At 40.7% G+C, this 26,776-nt stretch carries 23 protein-coding genes and 3 pseudogenes; 3 read left to right on the top strand and 23 right to left on the bottom strand.

The annotated features are described in order from the left end of the window. Window positions 1-8 precede the first annotated feature (8 nt). From fabD to WMO37_RS12650, 10 genes are all read right to left on the bottom strand, one after another. Window positions 9-947 (bottom strand): ACP S-malonyltransferase, encoded by a 939-nt coding sequence (gene fabD / locus WMO37_RS12695; protein ID WP_349155185.1) that lies wholly within the window; start codon window positions 945-947, stop codon window positions 9-11. Then, complete coding sequence (gene fabK, locus WMO37_RS12690) at window positions 940-1,911, bottom strand: enoyl-[acyl-carrier-protein] reductase FabK (protein ID WP_349155184.1); 972 nt, start codon at window positions 1,909-1,911, stop codon at window positions 940-942. Before fabK ends, fabD begins: the two co-directional genes overlap by 8 nt. A gap of 58 nt (window positions 1,912-1,969) precedes the next feature. Continuing rightward, window positions 1,970-2,218, bottom strand: a complete 249-nt coding sequence (gene acpP, locus WMO37_RS12685; protein WP_264473889.1) for an acyl carrier protein — start codon at window positions 2,216-2,218, stop codon at window positions 1,970-1,972. 53 nt (window positions 2,219-2,271) lie between these two features. Continuing rightward, window positions 2,272-3,204 carry a beta-ketoacyl-ACP synthase III gene (locus WMO37_RS12680; RefSeq protein WP_349155183.1) on the bottom strand — a complete coding sequence of 311 codons (933 nt, stop codon included), beginning with the start codon at window positions 3,202-3,204 and terminating at the stop codon, window positions 2,272-2,274. A gap of 254 nt (window positions 3,205-3,458) precedes the next feature. Beyond that, complete coding sequence (locus WMO37_RS12675; protein WP_349155182.1) at window positions 3,459-4,445, bottom strand: coiled-coil domain-containing protein; 987 nt, start codon at window positions 4,443-4,445, stop codon at window positions 3,459-3,461. Between the two features lie 42 nt (window positions 4,446-4,487). After that, entirely contained in the window at window positions 4,488-5,348 is an 861-nt protein-coding gene (locus WMO37_RS12670; protein WP_349155181.1) for a hypothetical protein, read from the bottom strand. Window positions 5,349-5,357: 9 nt separating this feature from the next. After that, window positions 5,358-6,143, bottom strand: a complete 786-nt coding sequence (locus WMO37_RS12665) for a DUF6033 family protein (RefSeq protein WP_349155180.1) — start codon at window positions 6,141-6,143, stop codon at window positions 5,358-5,360. A gap of 205 nt (window positions 6,144-6,348) precedes the next feature. Then, on the bottom strand, window positions 6,349-7,602 hold the full coding sequence (locus tag WMO37_RS12660) for a hypothetical protein (RefSeq protein ID WP_349155179.1): 1,254 nt from the start codon (window positions 7,600-7,602) through the stop codon (window positions 6,349-6,351). Continuing rightward, window positions 7,595-8,026, bottom strand: a complete 432-nt coding sequence (locus tag WMO37_RS12655) for a hypothetical protein (protein ID WP_349155178.1) — start codon at window positions 8,024-8,026, stop codon at window positions 7,595-7,597. The genes WMO37_RS12660 and WMO37_RS12655 overlap by 8 nt, the downstream gene beginning before the upstream one ends. Before the next feature lie 83 nt (window positions 8,027-8,109). Beyond that, entirely contained in the window at window positions 8,110-11,532 is a 3,423-nt protein-coding gene (locus tag WMO37_RS12650; protein WP_349155177.1) for a carboxypeptidase regulatory-like domain-containing protein, read from the bottom strand. A 186-nt stretch (window positions 11,533-11,718) separates the two neighbouring features. On the opposite strand from WMO37_RS12650, the gene WMO37_RS12645 reads away from it, so the two are divergent. Beyond that, entirely contained in the window at window positions 11,719-11,904 is a 186-nt protein-coding gene (locus tag WMO37_RS12645; RefSeq protein WP_014080774.1) for a hypothetical protein, read from the top strand. A 105-nt stretch (window positions 11,905-12,009) separates the two neighbouring features. Then, window positions 12,010-12,249, top strand: a pseudogene (locus WMO37_RS12640) (tetratricopeptide repeat protein); the annotation flags it as partial. A gap of 23 nt (window positions 12,250-12,272) precedes the next feature. Here the strand turns inward: WMO37_RS12640 and WMO37_RS12635 are convergent. The 5 genes and pseudogenes from WMO37_RS12635 to WMO37_RS12615 form a co-directional block, all read right to left on the bottom strand. Then, window positions 12,273-14,273, bottom strand: a pseudogene (locus tag WMO37_RS12635) (ABC transporter permease); the annotation flags it as partial. Window positions 14,274-14,440: 167 nt separating this feature from the next. Continuing rightward, on the bottom strand, window positions 14,441-15,604 hold the full coding sequence (locus WMO37_RS12630) for a tyrosine-type recombinase/integrase (RefSeq protein ID WP_004844107.1): 1,164 nt from the start codon (window positions 15,602-15,604) through the stop codon (window positions 14,441-14,443). Window positions 15,605-15,713: 109 nt separating this feature from the next. Further along, a complete protein-coding gene (locus WMO37_RS12625; protein ID WP_154268922.1) occupies window positions 15,714-15,947 on the bottom strand; it encodes a helix-turn-helix domain-containing protein in 234 nt (77 codons plus the stop codon). Further along, entirely contained in the window at window positions 15,892-17,025 is a 1,134-nt protein-coding gene (locus tag WMO37_RS12620; protein WP_021865325.1) for a replication initiation factor domain-containing protein, read from the bottom strand. Before WMO37_RS12620 ends, WMO37_RS12625 begins: the two co-directional genes overlap by 56 nt. Before the next feature lie 117 nt (window positions 17,026-17,142). Next, window positions 17,143-17,475 (bottom strand): hypothetical protein, encoded by a 333-nt coding sequence (locus WMO37_RS12615; protein ID WP_009244196.1) that lies wholly within the window; start codon window positions 17,473-17,475, stop codon window positions 17,143-17,145. A gap of 283 nt (window positions 17,476-17,758) precedes the next feature. On the opposite strand from WMO37_RS12615, the gene WMO37_RS12610 reads away from it, so the two are divergent. Beyond that, window positions 17,759-18,598, top strand: a complete 840-nt coding sequence (locus tag WMO37_RS12610) for a helix-turn-helix domain-containing protein (RefSeq protein WP_005333717.1) — start codon at window positions 17,759-17,761, stop codon at window positions 18,596-18,598. 170 nt (window positions 18,599-18,768) lie between these two features. Here the strand turns inward: WMO37_RS12610 and WMO37_RS12605 are convergent, their stop codons facing one another. The 8 genes and pseudogenes from WMO37_RS12605 to WMO37_RS12570 all read right to left on the bottom strand — a co-directional run bounded on the left by WMO37_RS12605 (window position 18,769) and on the right by WMO37_RS12570 (window position 26,513). Continuing rightward, window positions 18,769-19,137 (bottom strand): hypothetical protein, encoded by a 369-nt coding sequence (locus WMO37_RS12605; RefSeq protein ID WP_004844112.1) that lies wholly within the window; start codon window positions 19,135-19,137, stop codon window positions 18,769-18,771. Continuing rightward, complete coding sequence (locus tag WMO37_RS12600) at window positions 19,130-20,263, bottom strand: hypothetical protein (protein WP_004844113.1); 1,134 nt, start codon at window positions 20,261-20,263, stop codon at window positions 19,130-19,132. Before WMO37_RS12600 ends, WMO37_RS12605 begins: the two co-directional genes overlap by 8 nt. A gap of 227 nt (window positions 20,264-20,490) precedes the next feature. Further along, window positions 20,491-20,982 (bottom strand): annotated as a pseudogene (locus tag WMO37_RS12595) (ABC transporter permease); the annotation flags it as partial. Continuing rightward, window positions 20,979-21,653 carry an ABC transporter ATP-binding protein gene (locus WMO37_RS12590; RefSeq protein ID WP_015520995.1) on the bottom strand — a complete coding sequence of 225 codons (675 nt, stop codon included), beginning with the start codon at window positions 21,651-21,653 and terminating at the stop codon, window positions 20,979-20,981. The pseudogene WMO37_RS12595 and the gene WMO37_RS12590, both read right to left, overlap by 4 nt. Before the next feature lie 136 nt (window positions 21,654-21,789). Then, window positions 21,790-23,055, bottom strand: a complete 1,266-nt coding sequence (locus WMO37_RS12585) for a sensor histidine kinase (RefSeq protein ID WP_349155176.1) — start codon at window positions 23,053-23,055, stop codon at window positions 21,790-21,792. Then, entirely contained in the window at window positions 23,031-23,720 is a 690-nt protein-coding gene (locus tag WMO37_RS12580) for a response regulator transcription factor (RefSeq protein WP_008120506.1), read from the bottom strand. Before WMO37_RS12580 ends, WMO37_RS12585 begins: the two co-directional genes overlap by 25 nt. Window positions 23,721-24,127: 407 nt before the next feature. Continuing rightward, entirely contained in the window at window positions 24,128-24,823 is a 696-nt protein-coding gene (locus WMO37_RS12575) for an L-ribulose-5-phosphate 4-epimerase (protein WP_227089135.1), read from the bottom strand. Between the two features lie 100 nt (window positions 24,824-24,923). Next, a complete protein-coding gene (locus WMO37_RS12570) occupies window positions 24,924-26,513 on the bottom strand; it encodes a xylulokinase (protein WP_022431225.1) in 1,590 nt (529 codons plus the stop codon). Window positions 26,514-26,776: the final 263 nt, after the last annotated feature.

Here is a 26,776-nt window from a genome sequence, read left to right as displayed (position 1 = left end):
CCTCCTGACTATTCTGTGATAAGCTGTGATAAATCTTCTTCCTTTTCAATATTGATACAGGTGATTCCTTCACACTGCATTTCCTTTGCCGTCTTTTTTACAAATCCGGTTAGTGTTCTTCCCGGTCCGATTTCTATAAATGTGTCAAAACCGTCCGTGATTAACTTACGTAACGTCTGTTCAAAGCGTACCGGTGAATAAACCTGCTTTCTTAACAGTTCCGGAATTTCTTTGCTGTCTGTTACATATTCCGCCGTCAGATTGGCAATATAAGGTATCCTGATTTTGTTAAATGAAATCTTTTCGAGTTCTTTTTGAAGCTGTTCTCCCGCGCCGTAAAGCAACGGGGAATGAAACGGTCCGCTGACCCTTAACGGCACCACTCTTTTTGCGCCTGCCTGCTTTAAAACTTCTGCCGCCCGTTCCACTTCGCCTTTTTCGCCGGAAATGACAATCTGCCCTGGACAATTATAATTGGCAATGCCGATTTTTGCAGTGTCCAGTGATGTTTTTAGTACTTCTTCCGTCTGTTTGGCACTAAGTCCCAACACTGCCGCCATACTGCCCTGACCTTCCGGTACTGCCTGTTCCATATAAATGCCGCGTCTGCGGATTACGTAACAGCCGTCCTTAAAAGGCAAAGCCCCTGCTGCTGTCAGTGCTGCATATTCTCCCAGTGAAAGTCCTGCCGCCGCTTCGTACGGAATCCCTTTTTCCTGTAAAACGTTCAGTATCGCACATTCTGTTGTATACATGGCAATCTGCGTGTATTCGGTCTGATTTAAAGCTTCATTTTCTTCAAAACAAAGTGACGCAACATCAATGCCTGTCACTTCCTGTGCCGTTTTAAAATATTGTCTGACAGCATCATATTTTTCATAAAAAGAACGTCCCATTCCGACATTCTGTGCGCCCTGTCCCGGAAAGAGAAATGCTGTTTTACGCATGTTCTGCCTCATTTCCGCACGAATCTTCCGCAAAGATACTGCATTTTTTTATCGTTTCTTTTGCTTCCTGCACAATTTCCTGAATAATTTCTGCACAGGTCTGTTCTTTTTTTATCATGCCTGCAATCTGACCAGCCATGACCGTTCCCATGGCAACATCACCGTCTACAACAGCTTTGCGCAGTGCACCCAGTGTCAGGTGTTCCAATTCTTCAAAGGATACATTGTTTTTTTCCATTTCAAGATACTGGCGTGTCATTGTATTTCTAAGGGAGCGCACCGGATGTCCCGTGCTTCTTCCCGTAACAACGGAATCAATATCCTTTGCGCCAATCACACGGTCTTTGTACGCCTGACTGACGGTGGATTCCTTTGCAACGATAAAACGCGTTCCTAGCTGTACCGCTTCCGCACCCAGCATCAATGCCGCTGCCATGCCTCTGCCGTCACCAATGCCGCCTGCACCGATAACCGGAACCGATACCGCATCGACAACCTGTGGGAGCAGGGACATTGTTGTCTGCTCACCGATATGACCGCCGGACTCCATGCCCTCTGCAACAATCGCATCTGCGCCCGCACGTTCCATCATTCTTGCCATTGCAACAGAAGCAACCACAGGAATCACACGAATTCCCGCTTCTTTCCACTGTTTCATGTATTTTGCAGGATTACCGGCTCCTGTCGTTACGGCTTTTACACCTTCTTCGGCTACAACCTGTGCCACTTCGTCTACATGCTCACTTAACAGCATAACATTCACGCCGATTGGCTTATCTGTAATCTCTTTTGCCCTGCGGATTTCACTCCGTACCCATTCTGCCGGTGCATTTGCCGCCCCGATAAATCCGATGCCGCCCACTTTTGAAACATTTGCCGCAAGCGCCGCATTTGCGACCCATGCCATACCACCCTGAATGACCGGGTATTCAATTTCAAGCAGTTTTGTAATTCTTGTCTGCATATTTTCTCATCTCCGAACATCTTTATAAACGTTGTCTGCCTTTTTACCTCACTGCTTTTTAAGCTTCTACACCGTGATTTTTTAAATAATCACAGACATCCTGTACCGTTAATAACTTTTCAAGTTCTTCTGACGGAATTTCTACGGAATATTCGTCTTCCAGTGCCATTACCAGTTCAAATAAATCCAGTGAATCTGCATTTAAGTCTTCCTTGAAGCGTGATTCCGGCTTTACATCCTCTGCGTTTACATTTAACTGTCCTGCGATAATTTCTTTCATTTTTTCTAACATCTTTTTAATCTCCATTCTACTACAATATATTTTTGATATTCTCTTGTAATCTACGCATATTCTGCCTGTCATTTGTGCCATTCCAGCAATGCACTGCCCCAGCTTAATCCGCCGCCAAAGCCGGACAGGATCAACACATCGCCCGGTATCAGGCGGTTTTGTCTGTTTAATTCGTCTAAAAGAACCGGTATGCTTGCCGCTGAAGTATTTCCGTGGGTTTCCAGATTCATCGGAAATTTTTCAACCGGTACATCCAGCCGCTTTGCAATACTTTCAATCATTCTTGCATTTGCCTGATGTAAAATAAAATATTTTACCTGTTCCTTTGCCGTTTCCGATTCTTCTAGCACTTCTTTAACAGACTCCGGTACTTTCCGAACTGCAAAAGAGAAAATTTCCCGTCCGTTCATATGCACCGCATTTTCTTTTCCCAGTGTCAAAGCCTGTGCACTACCGCTGTCGCTGTGCAGTCTGAAAATGCTTTTTCCGCTGCTGTCTTCACCTAAAACAACCGCACCTGCGCCGTCACCAAACAGCACACAGACACTTCTGTCTTTCCAGTCCACCACCTGCGACATCACTTCCGCACCGATAACCAGTACCTTTTTGTACATGCCCACTTTAATATAGGCATCTGCCACACTCATTGCATACAAAAATCCTGTACAGGCGGCGCTTAAATCAAAACATGCCGCGCGCTCTGCCCCAATCTCCTGTTGGACAAGATTTGCCGTACTCGGAAATATGTAATCAGGCGTTGAAGTCGCAACGATAATGGCTTCTATCTGCTCTGCCGCTATCCCGGCATCTGCTATCGCCTTTTTCGCGGCTTGTGCCGCAAGCGCTGATGCAGTCTGACCTTCCTGTGCGATATGACGGCTTCGGATTCCGGTTCTGGTGCGAATCCACTCATCACTGGTATCCAAAAATGTTGAAAGTTCTGCATTGTCAAGCACCCTTGACGGAACAGCACTTCCCGTTCCTATTATTTTCGTATTCATATCTGCCTCTGTGCCGCGTTTTCTTTTTCCCGGAAAATGTCCCGCAGCTTTGACATTTTCCTTCTTTAAAATTCTGTTTCGTTTCTTCAGATTTTCGTTTTGAATGTCTTACTTTTTGATAATCAAAATATTAATCTAAAAATTTAAGAGTCAAACGAAATCCGTAAAAGCTTTTTGTTTGACTCTCAAACTAGTTGTTACTATACAGGAAAACTTTTCCTTTGTCAATAGTATTTTGATATTCAAATTATTTTTTAGAAATTAAAATCAATTTTAATTCCCTTTAAGTCTTCTGCCAGCAGATTATTATCCTCAAGAATATTGCGGATATTCTGTTGTGCAGCTTCGACATTGTTTGTTGTCTTGCGCTGGAGGGATAAATCCTGCTCGGCACTGTCTGCCTCCGCCTGACCCTTGATGAGTTCTTCCTGCTCTTTCCTCTCCTGCTTTGCCTCATCAATGCGCTCCTGCTGTTCGTCACGCTTCTCTTTCTGCTCCTCGGCTTTCTTCTGCGCTTCTTCCTGCTCTTTGTCGATATGCTCTTTTCCGTCCTGAATGAGCAGCCCCATGATTTCTTTGTTGGAAGCTTCCAAAATATCATCTGCTGCACTGCCTGCTTTTAACATATCCTGTGACTTTGCCTGATCGGTCTTTGCCTTTGCGATTGTATCTGTCAGCTCAATCAGCTTATCCTTCGCATTGGAAGCAGTTACTTTCATTGAACCGGCAATCTGGTTTAACCGGAGTGCCTTTTCCTGATATTCTGTGCGCGGAAGATTCTGCAATTCCTTTAACCGGTCAACGTCTTCCTTTGTAAAGCTTTCATCATGTGAGCCGTTCTTATAATTCTGGAATTTTTCGAGTAATTCCAAATCCTTCTGCTCCTGTGAATCATCAGCTACACCGTATTGCTCCTGAAGCTCCTTTTTGCCCTTTTCAAAGGTTTTCTCATGCTCTTTGGCTTCCTGCATCTGCTCTACATAGTCTGCTTTCTGCTGTTCCATATCTTTTATGCTCTGGGAAGCCAATTCATCCCTGCCCCACGCATCTGTAATCAGTTTCATTGCCTGACGTCTTGCGGTCTGCTTTTTCTGCTCAATCTGATTTCCCTGTCCGAGCATTAAATCGCCAGCAAATACAGTGCTTCTCGTCTTGGTATCCTGTGTTTTGTTTCGTCCCGCTGTTGTACCGCTCATCTGGATTCCGGTATTGTCCTGATTCATCTTAATCGTTATAGACATTTTTCAACTCCTTTTACTTTCCCCTTAGCTTTTGTTTAAATGTTAAATACTGATATCGACACTCACACCTGCAAAAACCGCTGTTTTTCCTGCCGTCTTTACCGTGCCTGTATGACCGCTGTTACCGCTGTCTGCAATCACCGTGACTGTTCCGGCTTTTGTTTTTTCCGGCTGTGCTTCTGCCGTGCTTTCGGTATCCGTACTGTCTGCCGCGTTCTGCTTTGGTGCTTCAAGTACGGTTCCGTTTGCCGCGATTGCCTGACGGATTGTTTCTAACGGGTCTTCATCGTCTGTCGTTACCTCTCCCTTTGTCCTGCTGTTATCCTCTGAGGATATGGTATCGGTGCTGTTATCGGTCTTTTTGGACTTTGTATCTTCATCTTCATCCGGCAGAATTGCATACTGGGCTGATTCCACAAATTCCTGATGTTCTTCCTGTATGCCCATTACTTCCCGCAGCAGCTTTTTTAACATTGCACATTTCTGGTCTTTTGGAATATAAGGACTGGAGGCAATGCTTTTGCAAGAAGACAAAAACTCGCCCATTTTGGCTGTCTTAACACGTTCCACTTCTTCCTTTGAGCGGCAGTTTCTAAGCTGCCTTTTATAGTTTTCGCGCTCTCTTTGTTCTTCCTCGTAATCCTTTAAAGCCTGCGGATTATGCTTTTTTAAATATTCGATTTCCTCAGCGTTTAATCTGCTGCCCGAAGCCAGCTTAATGTCGATTGCCGCCGGTTTCTGACCTTCACGGATATCGTCTGCCTGCGACTGATACATCTGCAATTCACGCTGTTCAGAGGTCAGCTCGCTTGTCTTTCCGGCATTGATATCATTTTTCTTTTTCTGCCACTGGTTCTGCATTGCCGACAGCGCCACCATGCTTTGAATTGTCCCTGTTCCCATATGCCGCTCCTAACCGCAGAAGTCGATATTCTGTCCAACCTTCTTTTCGGCTTCCGTAAGAACCGTATCGCTTTTTGCCAGCTGCATATAATCCTGTATCTTTTGCAGCAATTCTTCCACAGAAGATGCCGTAATCGTCACTGTACCGCTGTCAGTATCCGTCTTATCTGACACATCTGTTTTTTCCGTCTTTTCGCTTCTTGCTTCTTCAAGCTTTTCTTTCTGGTGCTTTTTTTCAGCTTTCTTTTCGGCAGCTTTTTTCTCTGCCTTTTTCTTTGCTGCTTTCTTTTCTATGCGTTCCCGCTGTGCCGCAGAGGATTCTTCCAATACCGCAAAATAAGTTGCCGTTCCGCCGTCATTGACCTGCATACCGAAGCCTTTGACGTTGGCACCGCTGGATTCCAGACTGCTCTTTAACCGTGAAATACCGCTTGCCGCATTTGCAATAATGGCTTCATACTGCTTGCGGTAATTCTCATCTTCTGCCATCCGCTCTACTTTGTCTTCGTCAATTAAGACAACCATTTTGCTGGCATTGGCATAACTGGAAGCCTGCGCCTTTGCCTGCTCCTTCTTGTCTTCACTGACAAGAATAAAATCCATGTTGGAATATTTTTTCTTTAAAGATTCATAATAATCCGCCGCTTTTTTACTGAGCTTCGGACTGCCTATGGTTTTTCCTGAAACACTGCCGCTCTTTTCATTTTGTGTCTGCTCTGTCTTCTTTTTTGCTTCCACTGCGGCAGCACTTGTAGATGCTGCGTTTTCTACTACGCCGGTATAACTTGATATCATATTCATTTCCTCCCTGACTACTGCTAAATACACCGGTCAAAATCCGTTTCGACCGTTTTTCCCTTTGTTTAATAGATATATCGGAAGAAATTGTAAATGATTTAATTTTTTAGTTCTCTTTTCTGTCTTCTGTCACGACTGCTCCTTATTCCCTTTATCCCATTTTTACATCTGCCCTATCTGACTTTTTAACTTAGCAATAACTTTAATCAAATAAATATGTGATCTCATTACCATATTTATTAATGACTGCCTTTTTTTCTGCATCTGAAAATGCAGAGAGTATATTCACCCCCAGCTCCTGATGCAAAAGGGAAAAGAAATTTATAAACCGTTCTGAAGCCGTACTGCTTTCTGTTTCATTGAAAGAATCGTGTGCATTTGAAAAAACAGCCTGTAAACTGTTCCAGTAATCCGGCTGTACCTCCCGCAGCCTGCATATCAAAAGGTATAAGAAACCGTCTGAACTGTAAATTCCGTTTTTTAAGGTATTGCCGGCCGAATATTTTAAATATGCATCTGCTCCTTTTTCACTGCTGTCCTGAAAGGATAATCCGTTGTTCTCCATTACATAAAGCATTTTTAAATTTGCAAAAAGCTCGGAATCAAAATTCCATGTATTCCCGATGTATGAACCTTCAATCCCGTCAAATGTATGGCTCATTTCATGGATATATTTCCATATACATACACTTTTATCTGTAGACAAATCTTTTGTAAGATTGCTGCTGTTCATAAAAATCGGATTGCCTGCCAGACCATAATAGTCTATTTGTTCTGTAAAATCAAAAATTGTCTTTCCGTCATACGGCTGCCGCTCACCGGTTAATTGATACAGCTGCTGTCTGTAAAGCTGTAAGTCCTCTGACCACGTAGAAAGTTTGTCTGTTTCTTCTTTAGAAAAATCATCTGCTTTTATAATAAATTCAACCGTTTTATCCGGGCTTGTCACAAGCTTATATTCTTTTGACTTACTGACCGGGATGACTTTTATGGAAGAATATCCGATAAAACCGCTGACATTTTCTTTATACTGCGTTGTTACCAAAAAATGAAGCTGCCGGTTCTGCGGATACACGACCCTTTTCATTACAGAATCGTCCGCGTTATATTTTGCCGCCGTCTGCGCTGTATTCATTGCCACATTCTCATCTTTAATTTCCCTGTATTCCGGCAGCTGTGAATCACGGACTGTCAATTCTATGATATAGGGTTCATCTGTAGACACCTCTGCGGTAAACGCTGTATCTATGACCGCCGTATCTGTAAATGAAACACTACATTTCTTCTTATCCTGTTCAACCGTATACGTATCCACAGAATGATTTCTGCTGTCTGCTGCTGAAACACTGGTTATTTTACATTCATTTGATGTACCATGAAAAAGGACCGGTAAAGCCATACATAAAACCGCAATTACTGCAATACCGCATACAATGAGTTTTGACCGCTTATTCATTTTCGCCCGCCTTTTTCATAAATACCAGCATCATAATTCCAAAAAAAGCAAAGAAAACAGCACCCGCTTTTGCAGTTTGTATTTTAAATTCATCTCTGACTTGGTTGGGATTTAAAGAAGAATAATAGATGGTTTTATGGCTTCCGATTTTAGGTTGAAATAAGACGTACGTTCTATATTGACATGTGTATTCCTGCTGATTGACCTGATATTGATACACTTTATATCTGATTATATCTGTCTTAGAATTATTTTGTAAACCCAAATCTATACTCCTGTCAATTGATACCAGGGTTCCATCTGCCTTGGAATAATCTGCTGTGGCACGAATTTCCGATACGCAGTCTGCGATACAGATTGCAACCGCCAGCACACAGATTGAAAATATTATTTTAAGTGTTTTTTTATCTACCGATACTGTCATGCATACTCCCTCCAATTATATTTTAAAAAACAATCAGGAAAAATGAGCCGTTGCAGCCCATTTTTCCCATAAGTAACTACGAACTAGTTTGAATAGCTCATTGCATTAACCGGTGTTAATGCATCCGTTGCCGGATCATAGTCAAATACATGCCACCATGTACCACCTTCATTTGGTACATTAAATGTAAAGTAACATACATTTCCCGCATACACCTGAACCTTTGCACCGGATGCAGCCATTGCCGTACTGCTTGATGAATATCCGTTGGTGAAATCATGAACATAATAACTATACTTCATGTCATCATTTAATTCATAAATCGTTGTTGTTTCCGGACCATAGCTTGTTGTATCATCAACATCCAGTTTTGCAATTGCTGTTGAACCTTGATAATAATTCTTTGCCCAGTAACAGGTATGGAATACATCGGAATCTGTCAGCTTATCTTTTCCGTACAAGTGTGAATCCAGATCCCATGGGTATTCGCCCCATGTTAATACAATTCTTAAATTGTCGGCATCAATTGAACTGTTCTCCGGTGACAATGTCACATTATATGTCTTTGTTTCATCTAAAACAACCGCAATATTAATGTGGTTTGTGATGTAGTTTTCCTTGATAATCTCTAATGTATAGTTACCAGGGTTTAACGACAGTTCGTAAGTTGAAGCATCAAATGTACCTGTTTCAAGAACTGTTCCGGTTGTATTATTCCAGTCCTCGCGGATATTGTATGTCATATCCTGAATCGGTAAACCGGTAAGCGCATCTTTTAATTCACCGGTAACTGTTCCGACACCGTCTTCACCGTTTCTGCCGATCATTAACAGGGTTTCATTGTATACCGTTGCATTTTCAGTGATTTCTACCTGCATATCATACTTCTTATAACCTGTTGCAGCAATTTCAATACTGTATGTTCCTGCTGTTAAATTATCAACTGAATAATTACCTGTTTCATCCGTATAAATCGTTCTGACTAAATTCTCACCAAGTGTCTCACCGCTGTATATACGGATTCTGGCACCTGCTATCGGTTCATTTTCATCAGCTGATGCGATAAGACCTTTCAGTTCTCCTGTTCCAAATGTACATTCCGGTACAACGCTGCCGTTTTCCACATGGAATTTTTTCTTGCGTCGGTTCTTTGCATTATTTCCTAAATGTTCAATTTCCAATGTATAATGGCATACATCTTTTAAAAATTTACCAACGACTGTTTCCTGATCAATTCCCGATTTTGCATATGCATATAAGGTCAGATCTCCACAGTATAAAGTATCTGTTGCAAGAATGTGCGGTGTAAATGAACCGTTAAAACCGATACCGGCTTCTCCTGCATATCCTGCTAAATCAATCAGGTTGAATGCACAAAGAACACCTGACAAACCAAGACCGGCTGTTCCGCTAGCCTTAATTTCCATGAAATCTAATGAATCATAAAAATCAAAGATTGCGCGGGAAGCCCCGTTCTTATACTGGTATCCCTGTGTGCTGTTAATGGTGTATGTAATGCTTGCTGTACCCTTTGCTGATACATTGCAGAAGAATACAATATCAAATGAAAGTCCTGTCGCACCGATACGGATTGGCAGACGTCCGATTTCGATTCTACCTGATTCAAAACGGGTTGCACCGTTGCTGTTGGTTAATTCATAACCGGATTCTGCAAGTGTCAGTTCTAACTGACTCGCAATCTTAATCTTTTCTGATATTGATAATGTAAATTCATCAACATCAACACCTCTCCAGCCGACATTTGCCTTTGCGATACAGGTTATGTCCGGAATTTCAACTTCAACAGAACCGGAAACCTTCAGATTATCTGTAATTTCCTTTTCTGCAATTGTAAATTCCAGTGTTCCCGGTATCTCTGTACTTCCGCCTGCATTGATAGAAAGCGGATACAAGCCGGAATCATCTGCTGTAATTGAACCATTGCTGTTATATTCGCAGGTTACGCCTTCTGCTGCCACAAAACTGTCAACTGACGGCAAACCAAGCTCTGCAAGGTCTAATTTTGAATAAATCTCTGCCAGTTCAGGAACTGTGCAGACTAATTTTACCGAATCGCCGGACTGGCTGATTTGTGCGACTTTTAACATTAAACCGGTTGCATATTCAGTACTCTCCGGTAAACGGATGACATCATCGACTTTGATGCCGTCTGTTGTCTTCTTGTTTGGCAGTGTTACTTCGTAAACATCACCATTTTTTACAACGGAATAATCCGCTGCCTGATCTGCTGCCACATTTACAACAGAATCCAGAATTTCTGAATGGTCATAAGTCTGGTCTTTGCTCAGCTTAATGGAATCATTCAAATCATCAATTGCATAGAAAATACTCTTTACATCCGCCCCGGTAATGGTTTTCTGCGGATAGAATGTGTTATCTGTTAAGTATAAGAAGTTATTTACAAGTGCAATTTTAATTTCATCTTTATACTTCACCTGATTTGCATCAGACCAGTCATCCATTGCAATTGTATTCTCGCCGTTAAAGCCCATTGCATGAACCGCCGTGTAAGCTGCAAATTCTCTTGTACACGGTTCATCCGGGTAAAACAGAGGAATATCCTGCTCTAAATCTTCAACATCAGGAACCGGTAAAAATCCGTATGCATTCGCTGTTTCTACTGCTGTTCCTGTTGCTGAGTTTAAGCTGTCTAAATAGTAATAATCAATCTGATCTGCTGACATCAGCGGAGCATTTAATTTATCCAGAAGAAGTGTAACCCATTCACCTCTTGTATAGGTCTTGCTTTCATCAAATACAGTATTTGTGTCCTCATTAACTGCATTAAAACGAATCTGTGCATTTAATTCCAGTTCATTGCCATCAACTGTAATCGTCCGGTTAAGATTCATCGTGGATTCTGCAACGGTGTCTGCTTTGGCGTTTACCGCTGATAAATCCAGCATTGAGAATACCATGAAAAAGCAGAAGAAAACAGATAATACTTTTCTGAGCTTTTTATTCTTTACAGCACCAGCTGCCAGGACAGAACCGCTCAGTATAAATAACACCATAAATAATACATACATATGGCTGTCAAATGTATTAGCTGCTGTACCGTTATCCTGTGTCACATCTACATTTTCAACTGTTTCCGTATTCTCAGCCGGCTGGGAATTGTCCGGAGCCGGAGTCACTGTTACAACATTTGACTTCTTAATCTGACCGGTTAATTTCACCGTATCACCGCGTGCAACAGATTCAAATGTATCTTCATTTTTCGAACCATTTGCCAGTTCATATTTTTCCGGAATATCGTATTGAATATGAACATTTTTCAAAACATTTGTTCCATTATTTGTTACTGTAACTGTTGTTGTAATGGTTTCGTCTGCTTCATAGCTGGTTTTATCCGTCACTAAATTCGCAACAACACCCTGCTGGTTCTGGCTGACCGCAAAGACAGGCATTGCAAAAAAAGAAACCAGGAATACAGACAATAACAAAAGCCGTAATGCTTTCGTCTCTTTTAGTACCTTTTTCATCTTTCCTCCTAATAGTTTATCAATTTTATTACTATTTTATAGTATCATAATAAATTATTAATATCAATTTAATATCTGTACAAAATTTTATACATTGTGAAAAGTAAGCTTTTTTAACAGTTCAACAATCATCAGCAGCGTTAGAATATATACACTCATAACAGAATTTATTAACAATGTGTTAGTATGGCTACTTCAAGTATTACTCATAATTTTGTCGTATCCAATCCAAATAGCGTAAAGCGTTTTGTCGCAGCAATTGACGAAGCTGACCGTGACCGCACACCAAAGCAGACACTTCCCGGACGTCAGTTAACGAACCCACAGGAAATCTTAGCTTTAATGTCAAAAAGGAAGAAAAAACATGTCTGATAAATATTTTACCGTTAATATTCGGGCATATTGGGATAAAGACGAACCGACATATATCGGAGAGGAAAGTCTTTACGACTTACTCTCCGATTTTTCTTGTCCCGGATGACTGGTCAGGCTAAAATCAGTCCTAAAATATCCGCTTACTATTCCAAGCCATCCAATCAGGAAAAATTAGCCCATACCATCCACCAGAATCTTCTTCCACTGATGTCTGACTGTAATATGGCTATACAAGATATTTACACTTTATTCATTCAGGATGACAGCATCTCAGATGCAAAAAAGAAAAATCTGACTCCCTTATATAAACCAGCCAGTTCAAGACTGCTGTTTCTTGCAAGACCTAGTTCATTACATATTACTTGCTATCCCTGATACCTTATTCTTTCTACCAGCGTTTCCTTTTTCAGATTACTGCTTAAAACGCAGGAAAGTACAATCTGCAACAGACCGACCAAAAAAATCATAATAAAAATTGGTACGATTGGAACATGATAGATATTCATTCCAAATATTCCATTATGTTTTGCATAGGAAAAAAGTGCATAGCCGAGCGGCAGACCAATGATCAAAGCTACGCATATGGTACCAACCGTAAAAATCAGTCCCTGTAACTGCAGGCATAAATTTAATTGTTTATTTGTCATACCCACAGCCTGTAATATACCATATTCCTGCTTTTTTGTCGTAATATTCATGATCATAGTATTCGCCATATTCATAAACCCGATGAGTCCTACAATAGCCATAAACAGATAACAGCCAAGCTTCATCATGCTGCTTGCAAATTCGGCAGATTGTAACTGCGCATGATAAGTATCCATTTTTATATGCGAAGTATTAGAAATCAAAGTATTCAGACTTTGTTCTACAGATGCCACATCTTTTTTATCACAGTCCACCCACAGATAGCCATAGGCTGTTCCTCTCGGATTCATGGAACGATATACACCTTCCGGAATGACAAGATAAGTGTCCGCACTTACAAAAGATCCTGCAATCTTTCCCTGATAGGTATAGGTTCCACTTCCATTCTCAAAGTCAAATGCAATGGATTCACCCGGAGCATATCCATCTTGTTCCATCCACGTTGACCAGCCAAAGAAAATATCACCATTCTTTACCGCCTGATCATAGTCCATAGAGCCAATATCCCCTTCTTGGCGCATAAAATCAAAATCCTTTTTACTCACAATATCAGCCGGAAATCTTGTTCCGTTCAGATTTACAGAGACAATCTCTCTCGTCATGACATCTGTTACTCCCGGAATCCTTTTGATTTCTTCAATCAGCGAATCATTCAATGGATCATCCGTCAGAATCATATCCAGATTATTCTCCGGATATCTTTCATCATACTCAGCAGAATAGTCAAGCTGCAGTTCAAATTGTCCATGATTAACGGAAAGACGTGCTTCATGCTCCGTGTCAATATTTCCCACATAATTAGAGATAATCACAAACAATACGCAAGAAAAACCCATTGTGAGGATCGTACCAATAGTTCTTTTGGGATTACCCGTTACATTTGCCATTGCCATAGAAAACACGGTGACATTTTTTCTGCCATTTCGTTTTCCTTTTTTTTGTGTTTCTGCATTTTCTAAATACCGTGTTGCTTCGATAGGTGAAATCCGTGAAACAATTTTCATTGGTTTACGCAGTGCCAAAGCAACGGTAAGAAATGATACGAAAATACAGAGAAGCATAACAGGCAGGGAAAACAGAGGCACCTGCTGATTTTGAACTCCCATAGAGCCAGTTCCGGTTGATACAAGGTTCCCCTGTTCTACCAGCCAGTTAAAACCGCATTTTGCAATCAGAAAGCCAAAAAGCAATCCAACCGGTATTGAAAAAAATGTCAAAAAAATGCCCTCTCTGAAGATCAGTTGTTTCATCTGCTTTTTTGTCGCTCCCAGAGCCTTGATTTTTCCATACTCCTGTATCTTGTTGGCAATACCTACCTGAAAAATATTATAAATGACCACAACAGAGAAAAGTACAATTGCAAGAATCAAAACCCCGCATACCGCAATCGTTTCATAACTCGGCTGCAAGACCCATTGCAAATAGAGATCATTGACTATAACGTTTTTTTCTTCTATCCCACAAGCTGCTGCAATCTGCTTTATAACCGAATCAATATTATTCATAGATACATTTGCAGAATCATTTAAAGTAAAATAAATATTATACTGTCTGTCATTCTCTGCGACGTGCTCATCATAAAACTCCTGTGACCCGAAAGCAACATAAGATGCCTCGATGGTATACTCATCCCGATCATATAGGATTCCGCTGACAACAAATTCTTCCGGCTTATATTCTGACTGCATCCCTGCGCGGTAATCCAGTGTAACCGTATCTCATTCCTTTAGATAACTATAAAACAACGAAGCCCGTTAGCCCTTGTGGTTAGCGGGTTTTCGCTGTTCTGTACTTGTTGCAAAATCCGCTTCGGTCAAATCTCGGTCAAATAATTTTCTAAAGAAATGTTGCACCTTTTCTATTCTCTTTCTTATTCTTGTTCTGATTATATGATTTCCTTATACAAATTCTGTAATTTATCCATTTCCGATTTTGCTTTATCATCTGTGACGTGCGTATACAAATCCAGTGTGATTGCTATGGAATAATGTCCGAGGAATCCTTGTACTACCTTTGCGTCAATCCCGGCTTCAAAACAACGCGTTGCAAAAGTATGACGAAGTGCATGTGGATAAAAATGCGGAATCGGTATAAACACTGTCTTGTTTTTCTCTGCCTGCTTTTTTCGTTCCTTATTGATAGATTTTTCTATCCAGTCTAACGTCACTTGAAAGGTGTGTTCTGTAATCGGTTTTCCGTTCTTTCCAACAAACACAAGATTTTCAAATCCCTCTAATGGTTGCCATTCACTAGCTGACAACTGCATTTCTTTCAACTGAATCCACTGACGTTTTAAAGCCTTATACACACTGTCCTGCATGGGAATCGTCCGTATACTGTTCTTTGTCTTTGGTGTCTGGTACTTGAATACATACTTCTTTGTTTCCTTATCTTTGATATACACCAACGTTTTATTTACAGAAATTTCCCGTTTCCGAAAATCTACATCATCCCATGTAAGCCCAAGCAGTTCTCCGCCACGCATTCCCGTTCCGAGTGCTACCTGTATGAGATTCTCGTGTATTCTCTCCTTTGCGTGTTCCAATACTTCCCGTTGTTCTTTCACAGTCAGTACCCGTATCTGTTTTGTCTTTGTTTTGGGAACTTCCACTCCTGCACATGGGTTGAATGTAAGAATCCTGTTATGCACTGCATATTTGAACATAGCATTGAGAATATTATACACATCCCGTATAGTCTTTGTGCTGTAATCATCATCTGCCATATTCTGAAGCAGACGTTCCAAAATAATCGGATTAAAATCTGCCACACGTTGTTTTCCTATCTGCTTCTTTATGTAACGTCTGTAAAAATCATCATAACGTACTTGTGTACTCTCCTTGATAGTCCGCTTCTTATGGGTATTCAGCCAGATATCAAACCATGTATCCAGAGTGATATTATCGCCCTTTCCTTTCAACCCATGCTTGACTTCATAGCGTAAATCTTCCATTTCTTGAACTAACTTTTTTAAGTCCGCATTATCTTTTGTATACGTTTCTCCTTTGTAATAAAACCGCCCTCTGTAAATTCCGCTTTTTCTCTGCATAATTCCCGGCGGTAATGGATTTCCTTTTAAGTCCTTGCCCAATCTGCACGCTCCTTTCCGTGCAAGGACTATCAGAACTGGTCTGACAGTATTATATGCTTATTTGTGTTTATACTGCAATTACTTCATATTTATTTTTCAGATTATGCCCTTCGTTTTTCTTCAAAAACTGGTCTAAAACCTCAGAGAGTATAAGAATCTTATTTCCAATCCTTATGACCGGAATCTTCTGCCATGTAATCAGCTTTCGCAGATTATTTCTTCCAATTCCCGTATACTCTGACGCTTCATTCACTGTAAGGGCTTTCTTTGTCTGTATCGTGTTCTGTGTATGTTCTGTCAAAGATTCTCCTTTCTTCTTCCCTCAAAAGGAAAGATTTTTTATAGTCCTCATATATGCGTTGTTGTTCTTCGTTCATCTGCCCCCGTTCTATTAGCTGGCGGATATAATCTCTGTTATCCAGTTTTCCGATTTTATCCATTAGCTTTAAAGAGGGCGAAACTGCTACGTTCAGCCACTGCCATGTTCGTTCCAGTGTCTTTTTCTCTGGATTCATGGTCAACTTTATCTTCCCTACATCCTGCATGAGTTCTTCCCACGGGGGATAAGTAGGATAAAGCCGTTTTCTTGTAACCGTGCTGTTTTCCGGCTTCTGTAAAAACCGCACTTTCTCGTTTAATACAGACAACGCAATCCGTGCCACATCCCTGTCTTTCAGAAGTTCTTCTACTAATCTGACCGCTTTTTTGTGCCGGAATCGAAGTTCATATCTGTTCCAGTCCGGGTTGAGTTCTTTTCCGAACTTTTCTGCCTGTTCATATCCCTTTTCATAGAATGTAATCCGAAAATCACTGTGTTTACTGCCGAGATATAGTGTTTTTCCCTGCGCTTCTATTTCATCCTCTTTCAGTCTATCAGAACGATTCTCTGCTGTATCACGCAACTGACTAGATATCAGCCCCTCGTTTTTCAGACGAATCAATTCCGGGATAGACAGATAAGGCTTTGTATCGTCGATTGCCAAGTCTATCCTCGGAAAATTCACCGGGTATCTGCAAACTCTTTCCAGAAAATCAAACCATGTTTCCTTATTCATCATAAGGAAATTTTCATAATTCCTGCACCCCGAACCACTCATAAGAATCTGAAATCCCTCATACTGTGCATTTCCTGTCGGTTTCAGAATCTTGATATTGTCAAATCTTGCTATCAGTTCGTGTCCAGCAATTCCTTTTTCCTTACCATGCAGTTCCATAAAACTCAGTGGAATCCGCAAGATATCTTCTATGATTATGAACACGTCTACACCTTTGACAGTAATCTGACACCAGTCAATCAGTGCTGTCAAATCTTCTTTCTGACGAGTTACCCCCCTGTTAGTATAGGGGGGTTCTGAAATTTTCATTACCTCTGTTATCATCATCCCTGCCTTTCGTAGTATGCCGTGGCTTTCGCCACGTTCCCGGAACTTCCTCTACTCCCTTTGCTCCTTTCACGCTGTACGGAGCAGTCCGCAGAGAATTTCCGGGAACAGTCTCTACACGTTTCCTTTTCCGGTAACAACACGGATACCCTTGCAGGAGATTCTGTCCACCAATACCGGGAAGTTTCCTCTCTGCACATAAGGGGCATATACCGCTTCTTCTAGTTCTACCACTGTGTAAGGCTCTACCTTTGGAAGTTCTGTTGCTTCCAGACGGATATCTACGCTGTTTCCAAGTTTCATGCTTCCGAGGTGAAGTTTCAATGCTTCCACTTCCTCGGTTTTCTTCCGGGTTTCCTTATCATACTTGTAGCAGTAGTCTGCTCCCATGTAACGGAGTTCCCCGAACGCTTCTCTGACCTGTTCTTTTGTCAATGTAATCTGCATGCTACATTTCTCCTTTTTTGAAATCATGGTGAATGAGTGTCTGGTAAGTGTGACAAGTCCTTTTCATATCCACGTCTATATTTATTTCATTACTTTTCTCCTTACCTCTTAACCTCATCATAGACCTGTTTTTTCTTCTTGTCAACAATTATTTTACTTTTTCCCTTACTTTTTATTTTTGTATTTCAAACGCTTAACTATATCTTTTTATAACTTATTATAATTTTACCCTTACATTTATCCTTATCTTGTGTTATGATGAAAACAGAAACGAGGTGTGCATATGTTTGTGAATAAAGAAGCAGTAGGAAAACGAATTTTACAGATACGCAAGAAATACGGTTACAGTATGCAGAAGTTTGGGGAAATCATAGATAATGCCCCGAAAGGCTCTGTAAACAGTTGGGAAAAGGGTGTGAATCTTCCCAATGAGAAACGCTTGAAGCAGATTGCCACGTTGGGCAATATGACGCTGAATGAACTTCTGTATGGTTCATTTAAAGAATATGTAGATATGCTTATCACAGAAAAACTGGGGATTGAACTGCCGGAAGAATTTACCAGAACTTTCTATTCTCTTTTAGAGCAGAACGGATTTACCTACGGGGATGATATCGAGATTGTCCGGCTTGTAAACGGCTTTCTGACTTATCATAACCTTACAACAAAAGAAACCGCCATTTTCTATCAGCCAACTGCATACTCCGGCGATTATTTTGACGGTATCATACAAAAAGCGGATTCTTCCGTTCTGGTCTGCCGGGCATATGCAGATAAGGCAAACAACACCTTACATATCATTCCGGCTTTTGAGAATGGACAGACTGAGGAAGTAGCAGACTTCTTTCATGCACTGAAAAGCATAACCGCTCCACACAACAACAATTATTTCACTTCCGGCTTTCTGACACTCGGACTGGCATTGAGAGATTCCAAAGTAATTATCTATGGAATTGATGAAAAACAGGGAACAACACAGGTAATCCCTTACGAATATGATTGCGAATCAGACGCTTATATCCAGAATGAACATCTGGCATATACCAGACAGGATAGCTTTTTCCGAGAAGCCACGAAAGAAGCGGTCTATCGGAAAATGCAATCCGACAGAAGTAACCCATAAGATAAACAAGAGGACTTGCAAGGTTTGTGACCTTTCAAGTCCTCTTATGTATCATGATGGTATTGGCTGTGTCCGTTCCGTAAAGGACTGCCCTACGGCGTCTCGGCTTCGCCTTGTTCCTTTACCTCACTAATAATAATGTTCTGATAGCAGAACTCTTACTTATACTTTTATCTTACTATTCTTTCAATTTTTACCGTTTCACCATCAATATTATACTTAAAAAAATAAAATTTAATAACATTTCCTTCTGATACTTGTTCTAGATCACCTTTACACTTAGTACAATCTAAACTAACTTTTGTCGTATCAAAAAATAGACTACTTTCTTCCTTCTCATTTAGTTCTATTAAAAGTGTATCAAAAGTTTTCTCTACAACAACCCCACTCAAATGAAACCAATGAGAATTATCATCTCCACTAGAACGCAACTCCATATTTTGACGATTCTCCTTAAAAACATTTCCTTTTACGCCAAGCACAATTAATACTATTGCAAGCAAAAGTATGATTAACAAAATCAATCGTTTCTTATCCATTAAATGTAGTCCCCGATATGTCTGTCCAACTATCAAAATCAAAATTCAAATAACGTACTGTATCCCCCCATCCATCAAATACCATCAATGTATGTACTGTATTTCCAGAATTATATGCTCGCAAAGTTGCATATCCCTCTGCTGCCATTGAATGCCCCGCACGTTCTCCAGTATCACTGCTAATTATACCACAATGGACAACTGCTATATCTCCTCTATCAATGCAATTAGTGAAAAAATTATAATTGGGACTATAGTCAGTATTTTGTGTTACAGAAACATTCTTTCCAGCACAAAAGTCCACAAATCCAGGTCCAATATTGCCAATAGTTGTTGAACCATATGTTATTCCTCCACTCTCCGATGAAACTGTCGTTCCTGTTGAATCCCAAATATCCATATAATCACCTGCAATATCTGTATAATCAACAGCATTATAATATGCACCACATGCTAATAATGCACTAACTGCACATGCATAATGTCCTGTTACACTTTCTATATACGGCTCATTAAAGGAAATAAATTCTTGAAGATGATTTGTTGAAACAAGCGTGTAGTTTTCATAAACTTCATCAATATCTAGCAAAACCTCATCCCAAGTAGCTGGGTCTTTTCCCCTACTCTCATTCAAGGACAGTACTGTTTTTTCTAATGTTTCACCATAATTCGTTCTAATCTTTCCCAAATTATCAACAATACCATATTCAAACGGAGCTATTTTATATATTTCAGAGGTATTTGCTTTTTCACTAAATACATTTGCTTCACTTTGATAAATCACCTCATATGGATTTGCTGAATTATTACCAAATGAGTATTCTGATATCAAAGATTCACACGTAGTATCAAAAACTACATATCCATATGGTTTGTTTTCTAAATTGTAATTTACAATATATCCAATAGCTTGACCTGTTGTATCATAAAATTTTCTCGGATTATTAGCAACAATATTGCTATTTTCTCCTATTCCCTTTGCAAAACGTTCTGCCATCTGTATCGCCAAATCATCCGTAACATTTACAACAGAAGTATTCTCCGATGCATGGACAGGAACTATTGACATAATAGTCAATATAAAGATTGTCAAAAGTGAAGCAAATCGTTTAAAAATTTTTCTCATAAATATCCTTCCTCCTTAGATTATATATTTACTTTAATATTATATCTTATTCCCTATTTTGTCTATATTTTTTTATGTTTATTTCAAATATTTCATTCTATTTTATTTTTATCAAACTATTTTCAAACAAATCCAAACAAAGAATCTCGGGGCAAATTTCGGTCAAATCAGGATAAATAAATATAACACTTTATATGTAAGTCAATTTTAAAAAAGCCTGTAATTCCGGGCTTTACAACACTTTGTAACACAATATAAACCAGTTCGATAATCCCTCCGACCTTTACATCATCATATCCCATTTCACTAAAAAATGCTCTTCCTGCGGCAATTTCCTGCGTTCCCCCCGGATACTTTCCTTCCTTTAACTCATATTCCTTATTATAGGGAAGCATTTTTCTTGCAGTCTCATCCATGCAGACAAAACCACCGTTTTCGTTGCCTTTTATGATACCTTCGGTGCACATAGTGCCTGTAGCATCTATTTCCGCACGGCGGTTTACTTCTTTTAACTGCGATCCGTCTGCTGCGACAAACAAACCATAATTGCTTCCATATGAGCCTGCCGCCTGACTTTTCTGTAAACGGATCATTCCATTTCCCACAGTACTGATAATCACAAGCAGCATCGTAGTCAGACATATGGACATCATAATCAGTATACTTCTTGTCTTGTTCTTTTTGTCATTGCTATATGCAATCCTGCTTATTGTCTTCATCTGAAATCCACCACCTGTCCGTCCTCAATCACCAGAATACGGTCAGCGACCTGTGCAATTTCGTCATCATGGGTAATCATTACAATTGTCTGTCCATATTTTTTTGCTGTCATCTTAAGCAGGGCGATTACCTCATCACTGGTCTTAGAATCAAGATTTCCTGTCGGCTCATCTGCAAATATAATTTCCGGACGATTCACCAGTGCTCTTGCAATTGCTACTCTCTGCTGCTGTCCTCCGGACAACTGATTTGGCAGATTGTAAATCCTCTTTTCAATCCCCAAAGTTGCAATAATATCATTTACATACGCTTCATCCACTTTTCTTCCATCCAGCCCCAGTGGCAGTACAATATTTTCCCAGACATTAACAGATGAAACCAGATTAAATGCCTGAAAAACAAATCCGATTTTTCTTCTGCGGAAAACAGCAAGGGCATCTTCTTTCATCCTGTATAAATCTTTCCCGGCTAAAGTAACACTGCCTTTTGTAGGGGTGTCAAGCCCTCCAAGCATATGAAGTAATGTACTTTTACCGGAACCTGACTTTCCGACAATTGCGACAAATTCTCCCTGCTCAATCTGAATGTCCACCTGATTGACCGCTTTGACCTGATTCTCACCCGCGCCATAAAATTTACAAAGCTGCTTGGTTTCTAATATCACACTCATGTGTTGCCTCCTTTTTCATTCTGTAAAGTGTACCTTTTCAACCTACATCCAAATTGTATCAGGATAATCTTTCATTTCACTTTCAAAAAACGAGCAGAAGTCTTACAGAATTGTAAGATTTCTGCTCACTTAAAATTTAACCAACATATGGTAATTGAATCACAAACATGCTTCCTTTTTTCTTTTTGCCGGAGGTTACCGTAATCGTACCTGCGTGTTTTTCGATAATTTCTCTCGATAGAAAAAGTCCGATTCCTGTACCACTCTTTTCCATGACCTTCCTGGAACTTCCTCTGTAAAATCGTTGAAAAATTTTGTGATACTCATTCTGTGGAATCCCAATTCCCTGATCCTCAATTTCCATTCTTACAAGATCGTTTCTTTTTTGTAACCGGATAAATATTTTTGAACCACACGGACTGTACTTGACCGCATTATCCAGAACGTTGATCACAGCTTCACCAAGCCACCTTTTATCCTGCATAATCGTGCATGTTTCCAGCTCTTTTTCATAGTCAAAAACGAATTCAATTTCTTTCTCATCCGCTTTAGGATAAGTGCGGTTCACAGCAGATATGACAGTATCCATAAGCGGAAGTTTTTTCTTATTAATCTGAATCAGTCCAGTTTCCATCTTGGATATTTCAAGAAGCGACTGCAATAATGTCTCCAGTCCATCCAGAGCACTCCGACAACGGATACGAAACTCCTCCTGTTCTGTGGCACTTAAGTCATTCTGCATCAGCACACTAAAACATGTATCCAAAGCTGCAACCGGTGTCTTTAACTGGTGAGAAATATCAGAAACCATTTCTTTCGTGTTCTCCTTTTCTGCCCTTGCTTCTTCCTTTATCAACTGAATATGATGTCCGATTGCTTCAAGCTGGTCATTCAATTTTTCCAGTTCTGCATGATTTTCCGTTTTCAGTAAATCATCAAATTTATTTTCACGGAATCTGATCAGAATTTCTTCCAACTGGTCTAAAGTTTTCTGATGACACGCATCTTCTTTTTTCTTCCAATAAAGTAAAAAAGTCAAAAGAAGCACGCATATCACAGTGCTTACAGCACCGGTCACCATAACCTGATGCCGGAATTGCGAATAAAATGCATTCCCTTTATTCCCCCAGTATCCATATTGCTCCAATAATCGCCTTCCCTGTTCGTTCGTTTCAATATCCTTATCCTTAAGCAATTCCGAAACAGCATCCAGCCCGGAAAATTCTTCCTTTGCAGCAATCTTTGTCATAAGATTCATTTTATATTTATAATCTTCATAAAACACATACGTGGTAAAGCAATTTAATATTGCAAACAATAATATGACAGGTAATACCAAGGAGAGCACTACTGTAATCTTCTTGCGATATCTCTTTGTCACTGCCTTACCTCCTGATTCCATATATACCCAAGACCTCTGATATTCTTTATATAGACCGGTGCAGCCGGATTGTCTTCGATTTTCTCACGGAGTCTTCTGATATTGACAGCGATTGTATTTTCATCCACAAAATCCCCTTCCAGATCAAACACATTTTCCAATATTTGTGTTTTTGAAAGAATCTGTTTCGGATTCTGCAGAAAAAAAGTCAGCATTTTCAACTCCGTTTTTGTCAGACTGATTTCACGACTCTTTATCAGGACTTTCATTTCTCCTGCGATAAATACGATATCTCCCGAAATCATCTTTCCGGCTTCCGTTTTCTCCTGTCTGCGGCGGAAATGTGCTTCTATTTTCAAAAGAAGTACCGAAAGACTAAACGGCTTTGTAATATAATCATCTGCCCCTGCTTCATATCCCATGACCTGATCCATCTCCTGATCTAGTGCTGTAAGACAAATAATGTATGTATTATAATTGCATCTCATCCACCTTACAAATTCCAGTCCATTCCCATCCGGAAGATTCACATCACAAATGGTAACATCCACATTATTATCACTTGCAATTCTTTTCGCTTTTTTCACTGATTCTGCCGAAAAAACCTCATATCCGGATTTTTTCAGTGAGAATGTAATTCCACGATTTAAATTTTCATCATCTTCAACCACGAGTATACCTGGCATAGCATCTGCACCTCTCTTTATTAACTATTCATCTTAAAATGCTTCAATGCCTCCACAATTGCGCTCTCTTTATCTTCTGGACACTGCGGCTGCCTGCTATCTTCATTTTTAGGTAAATTAGGACTTGGAACAAGTTCCAAGTCTGTCGCGGCAGTCGTCGAATTGCCTTGCAAGCAGTCCATTCTCCTCGTTGCAACGCGCAAATTCTTTCCAACCTCAATTCCACATTTTCTCTTTACCTGTGAGATATACAGATTGGAAACCGTACTCCTTCAGATGCTCAGCCATAAATTCAGCGTTCCGTCGTACGATATCTTCTGTAACAGCCGCTCCATAACAATCCCAGCTGTTCTACCCCATAGGTGCTGTTTTCATCTTCATCTGTTTTATACCCTCTCGATATCCTGTTAATTCTGTCCGTAATATGCATTTGCACCATGCTTACGGAAATAATGCTTATCCTGTAATTCCTGCGGGGCAGGTGCTACCTGCGGATGAATCAGCTCGGTTCGATATGCCATCTTAGCAACCTCTTCAAGAACCACCGCATTGTGGACGGCCTCCTTTGCATCCTTGCCCCAGGAAAAAGGACCATGATTCTTGCACAACACTGCAGGAACTGCCATTACATCCTTCTTCATGCGTTTAAATTCCGAAACAATCAGGTGTCCGGTATTTTCTTCGTAAGCAGAGTTAATCTCTTCCTTCGTCAGACATCTCACACAGGGGATTTCTCCGTAGAAATAATCCGCATGAGTCGTACCATAACAGGGAATACTTCTTCCGGTCTGTGCCCAGCTCGTTGCATAGGAAGAATGGGTATGTACAATTCCACCTATTTCCGGAAACGCCTTATACAGCTCCAGATGGGTCGGTGTATCGGAGGATGGCTTATACCTTCCTTCCACACGGTTTCCTTCAAGATCCATAACCACCATATCTTCCGGCTTCATAATTTCATAATCCACACCACTTGGCTTAATCACAAAATATCCGGTTTCACGGTCAATAGCACTCACATTACCCCAGGTAAATGTTACCAGACCATATTTCGGAAGAAGCATATTTGCTTCGTATACCTTCTTTTTTAATTCTTCTAACATGACAGAACCTTCCTTCCAAATATTTATCTCTTACTTTAAGATGTTTATCTTATAGTTATTCTTAAATCTTTATCAACATTTACATGTTTTTAAAATATGTCTACAGTGCCTCAACAGCAGCCTTCTCAGCCGGGAGATTCTTCATATACTTCTCCATGAACTTCTCAAAGCCCTCGACATCCTCTGCCATAGGATCCATCTTAACACCCTTGTTTCCGGCAAAAATCTCCTCATTCAAGAACTCGCCAAGGCTCTGGCCGTCCTTCTTCTTAGCAAGGAATGCAGCCAGAACAGCAATACCCCAGGCACCGCCCTCACCGGCTGTTTCCATAACCGATACCGGTGCATTCATAGCTGCTGCCGCAATTCTCTGTCCGACACCTTTTGTTTTGAAATAGCCGCCATGTCCAAATAACTGGTCTACCTGGACACCCTCTTCCTTCAGCATCAGATCCATACCGGATTTTAAAGCTGCAAGTGCAGAATACAGATGCATTCTCATGGTATTCGCCAGTGTAAACTTACTCTCGGCATCACGTACAAACAACGGTGCACCGGCATCAAAACCGGTAACCGGCTCTCCGGAAAAGTAATTATAGGAAATCATTCCGCCACAGTCCGGATCACCCTTTAATGCAACACTGTAAAGCTTTGTAAACAGATCATTCATATCAAAGGTTAAACCATACATTTCACCGAATTCCCTGAACAGATTCACCCACGCATTGATATCTGAAGTACAATTATTACAGTGTACCATACCAACCAGCGCGCCATCCGGCGTAGTTACAAGGTCGATCTGCGGATATACCTTGGAAAGCTCCTTTTCCAGAACTACCATGGCAAATATGGAGGTTCCTGCAGAGATATTACCGGTTCGTTTCGCAACGCTGTTCGTTGCGACCATACCGGTTCCTGCATCACCCTCCGGGGGACAGAGCGGAATGCCTGCCTGCAGATCCCCACTCGGATCAAGAAGGGAAGCTCCTTCTTCGGTCAGCACACCTGCTTCCTCTCCTGCTGCTAACACCCTCGGAAGAATATCACGGAGATTCCAACGATAATTCTGATCCGCAACCAGCTTATCAAACTTCTGAATCATCGCCTGATCATAATCCCCGGTGTGAATGTCAATCGGGAACATTCCCGATGCATCACCGACTCCAAGTACCTTTCTTCCGGTCAGTCTCCAATGAACATAGCCTGCCAGTGTTGTAAAGAAATCCACATAGGGAACATGCTCTTCCCCGTTCAGGATTGCCTGATAAAGATGTGCAATGCTCCATCTCTGCGGAATGTTATAGTTAAATTCTGCAGTAAGCTTTGAAGCTGCTTCCTCTGTAATCGTATTTCTCCAGGTACGGAACGGAACCAGAATGGTATCATTCTCATCAAACGCCAGATAACCATGCATCATCGCAGAGAATCCGATGGCATCTAAGTGCTTTAAGGTAACACCGTACTCCTTCTTCACATTCTCCTTAAGATCCTTGTAACAATCCTGTAAGCCATCCCAAATATCGTTCAGAGAATAGGTCCAGACACCATCTTCATAACGGTTTTCCCAGCTGTGTCCACCGGATGCCAATACATTTCCTGACTTATCCACCAGAACGGCTTTAATTCTGGTAGACCCAAACTCAATACCTAAGTAACCCTTTCCCTCAATAATTAATTGTGCTGCGTCCATTGTAATACCTCCTTGTAATTTTGACACAAATGCCTGCTTCGCAGTCGCTTGTTTTTCTTAGCGCTTACTTATAGAATACCTCGCCATGGTTCTATGTCAAGATTTAGTACAAGTTAAAATGAGAAATTTTTCCCCATTTTAACCCGCCAGAAGCTCAGCCTCAGTGTGTGTTCTTTCATATACTCGTTTGTTAGTGTGCTGTATCCGATGCCAAGATTTTCAGCACATCCACGTACACCGAGATCTTTATGATCTTGATAATA

This window comes from Lachnospira intestinalis, assembly GCF_040095895.1.
Lineage (GTDB): Bacteria > Bacillota > Clostridia > Lachnospirales > Lachnospiraceae > Lachnospira > Lachnospira intestinalis.
The sequence above is the reverse complement of the archived record's forward strand: the minus strand, read 5'-3'. Positions and strand labels throughout refer to the sequence as shown.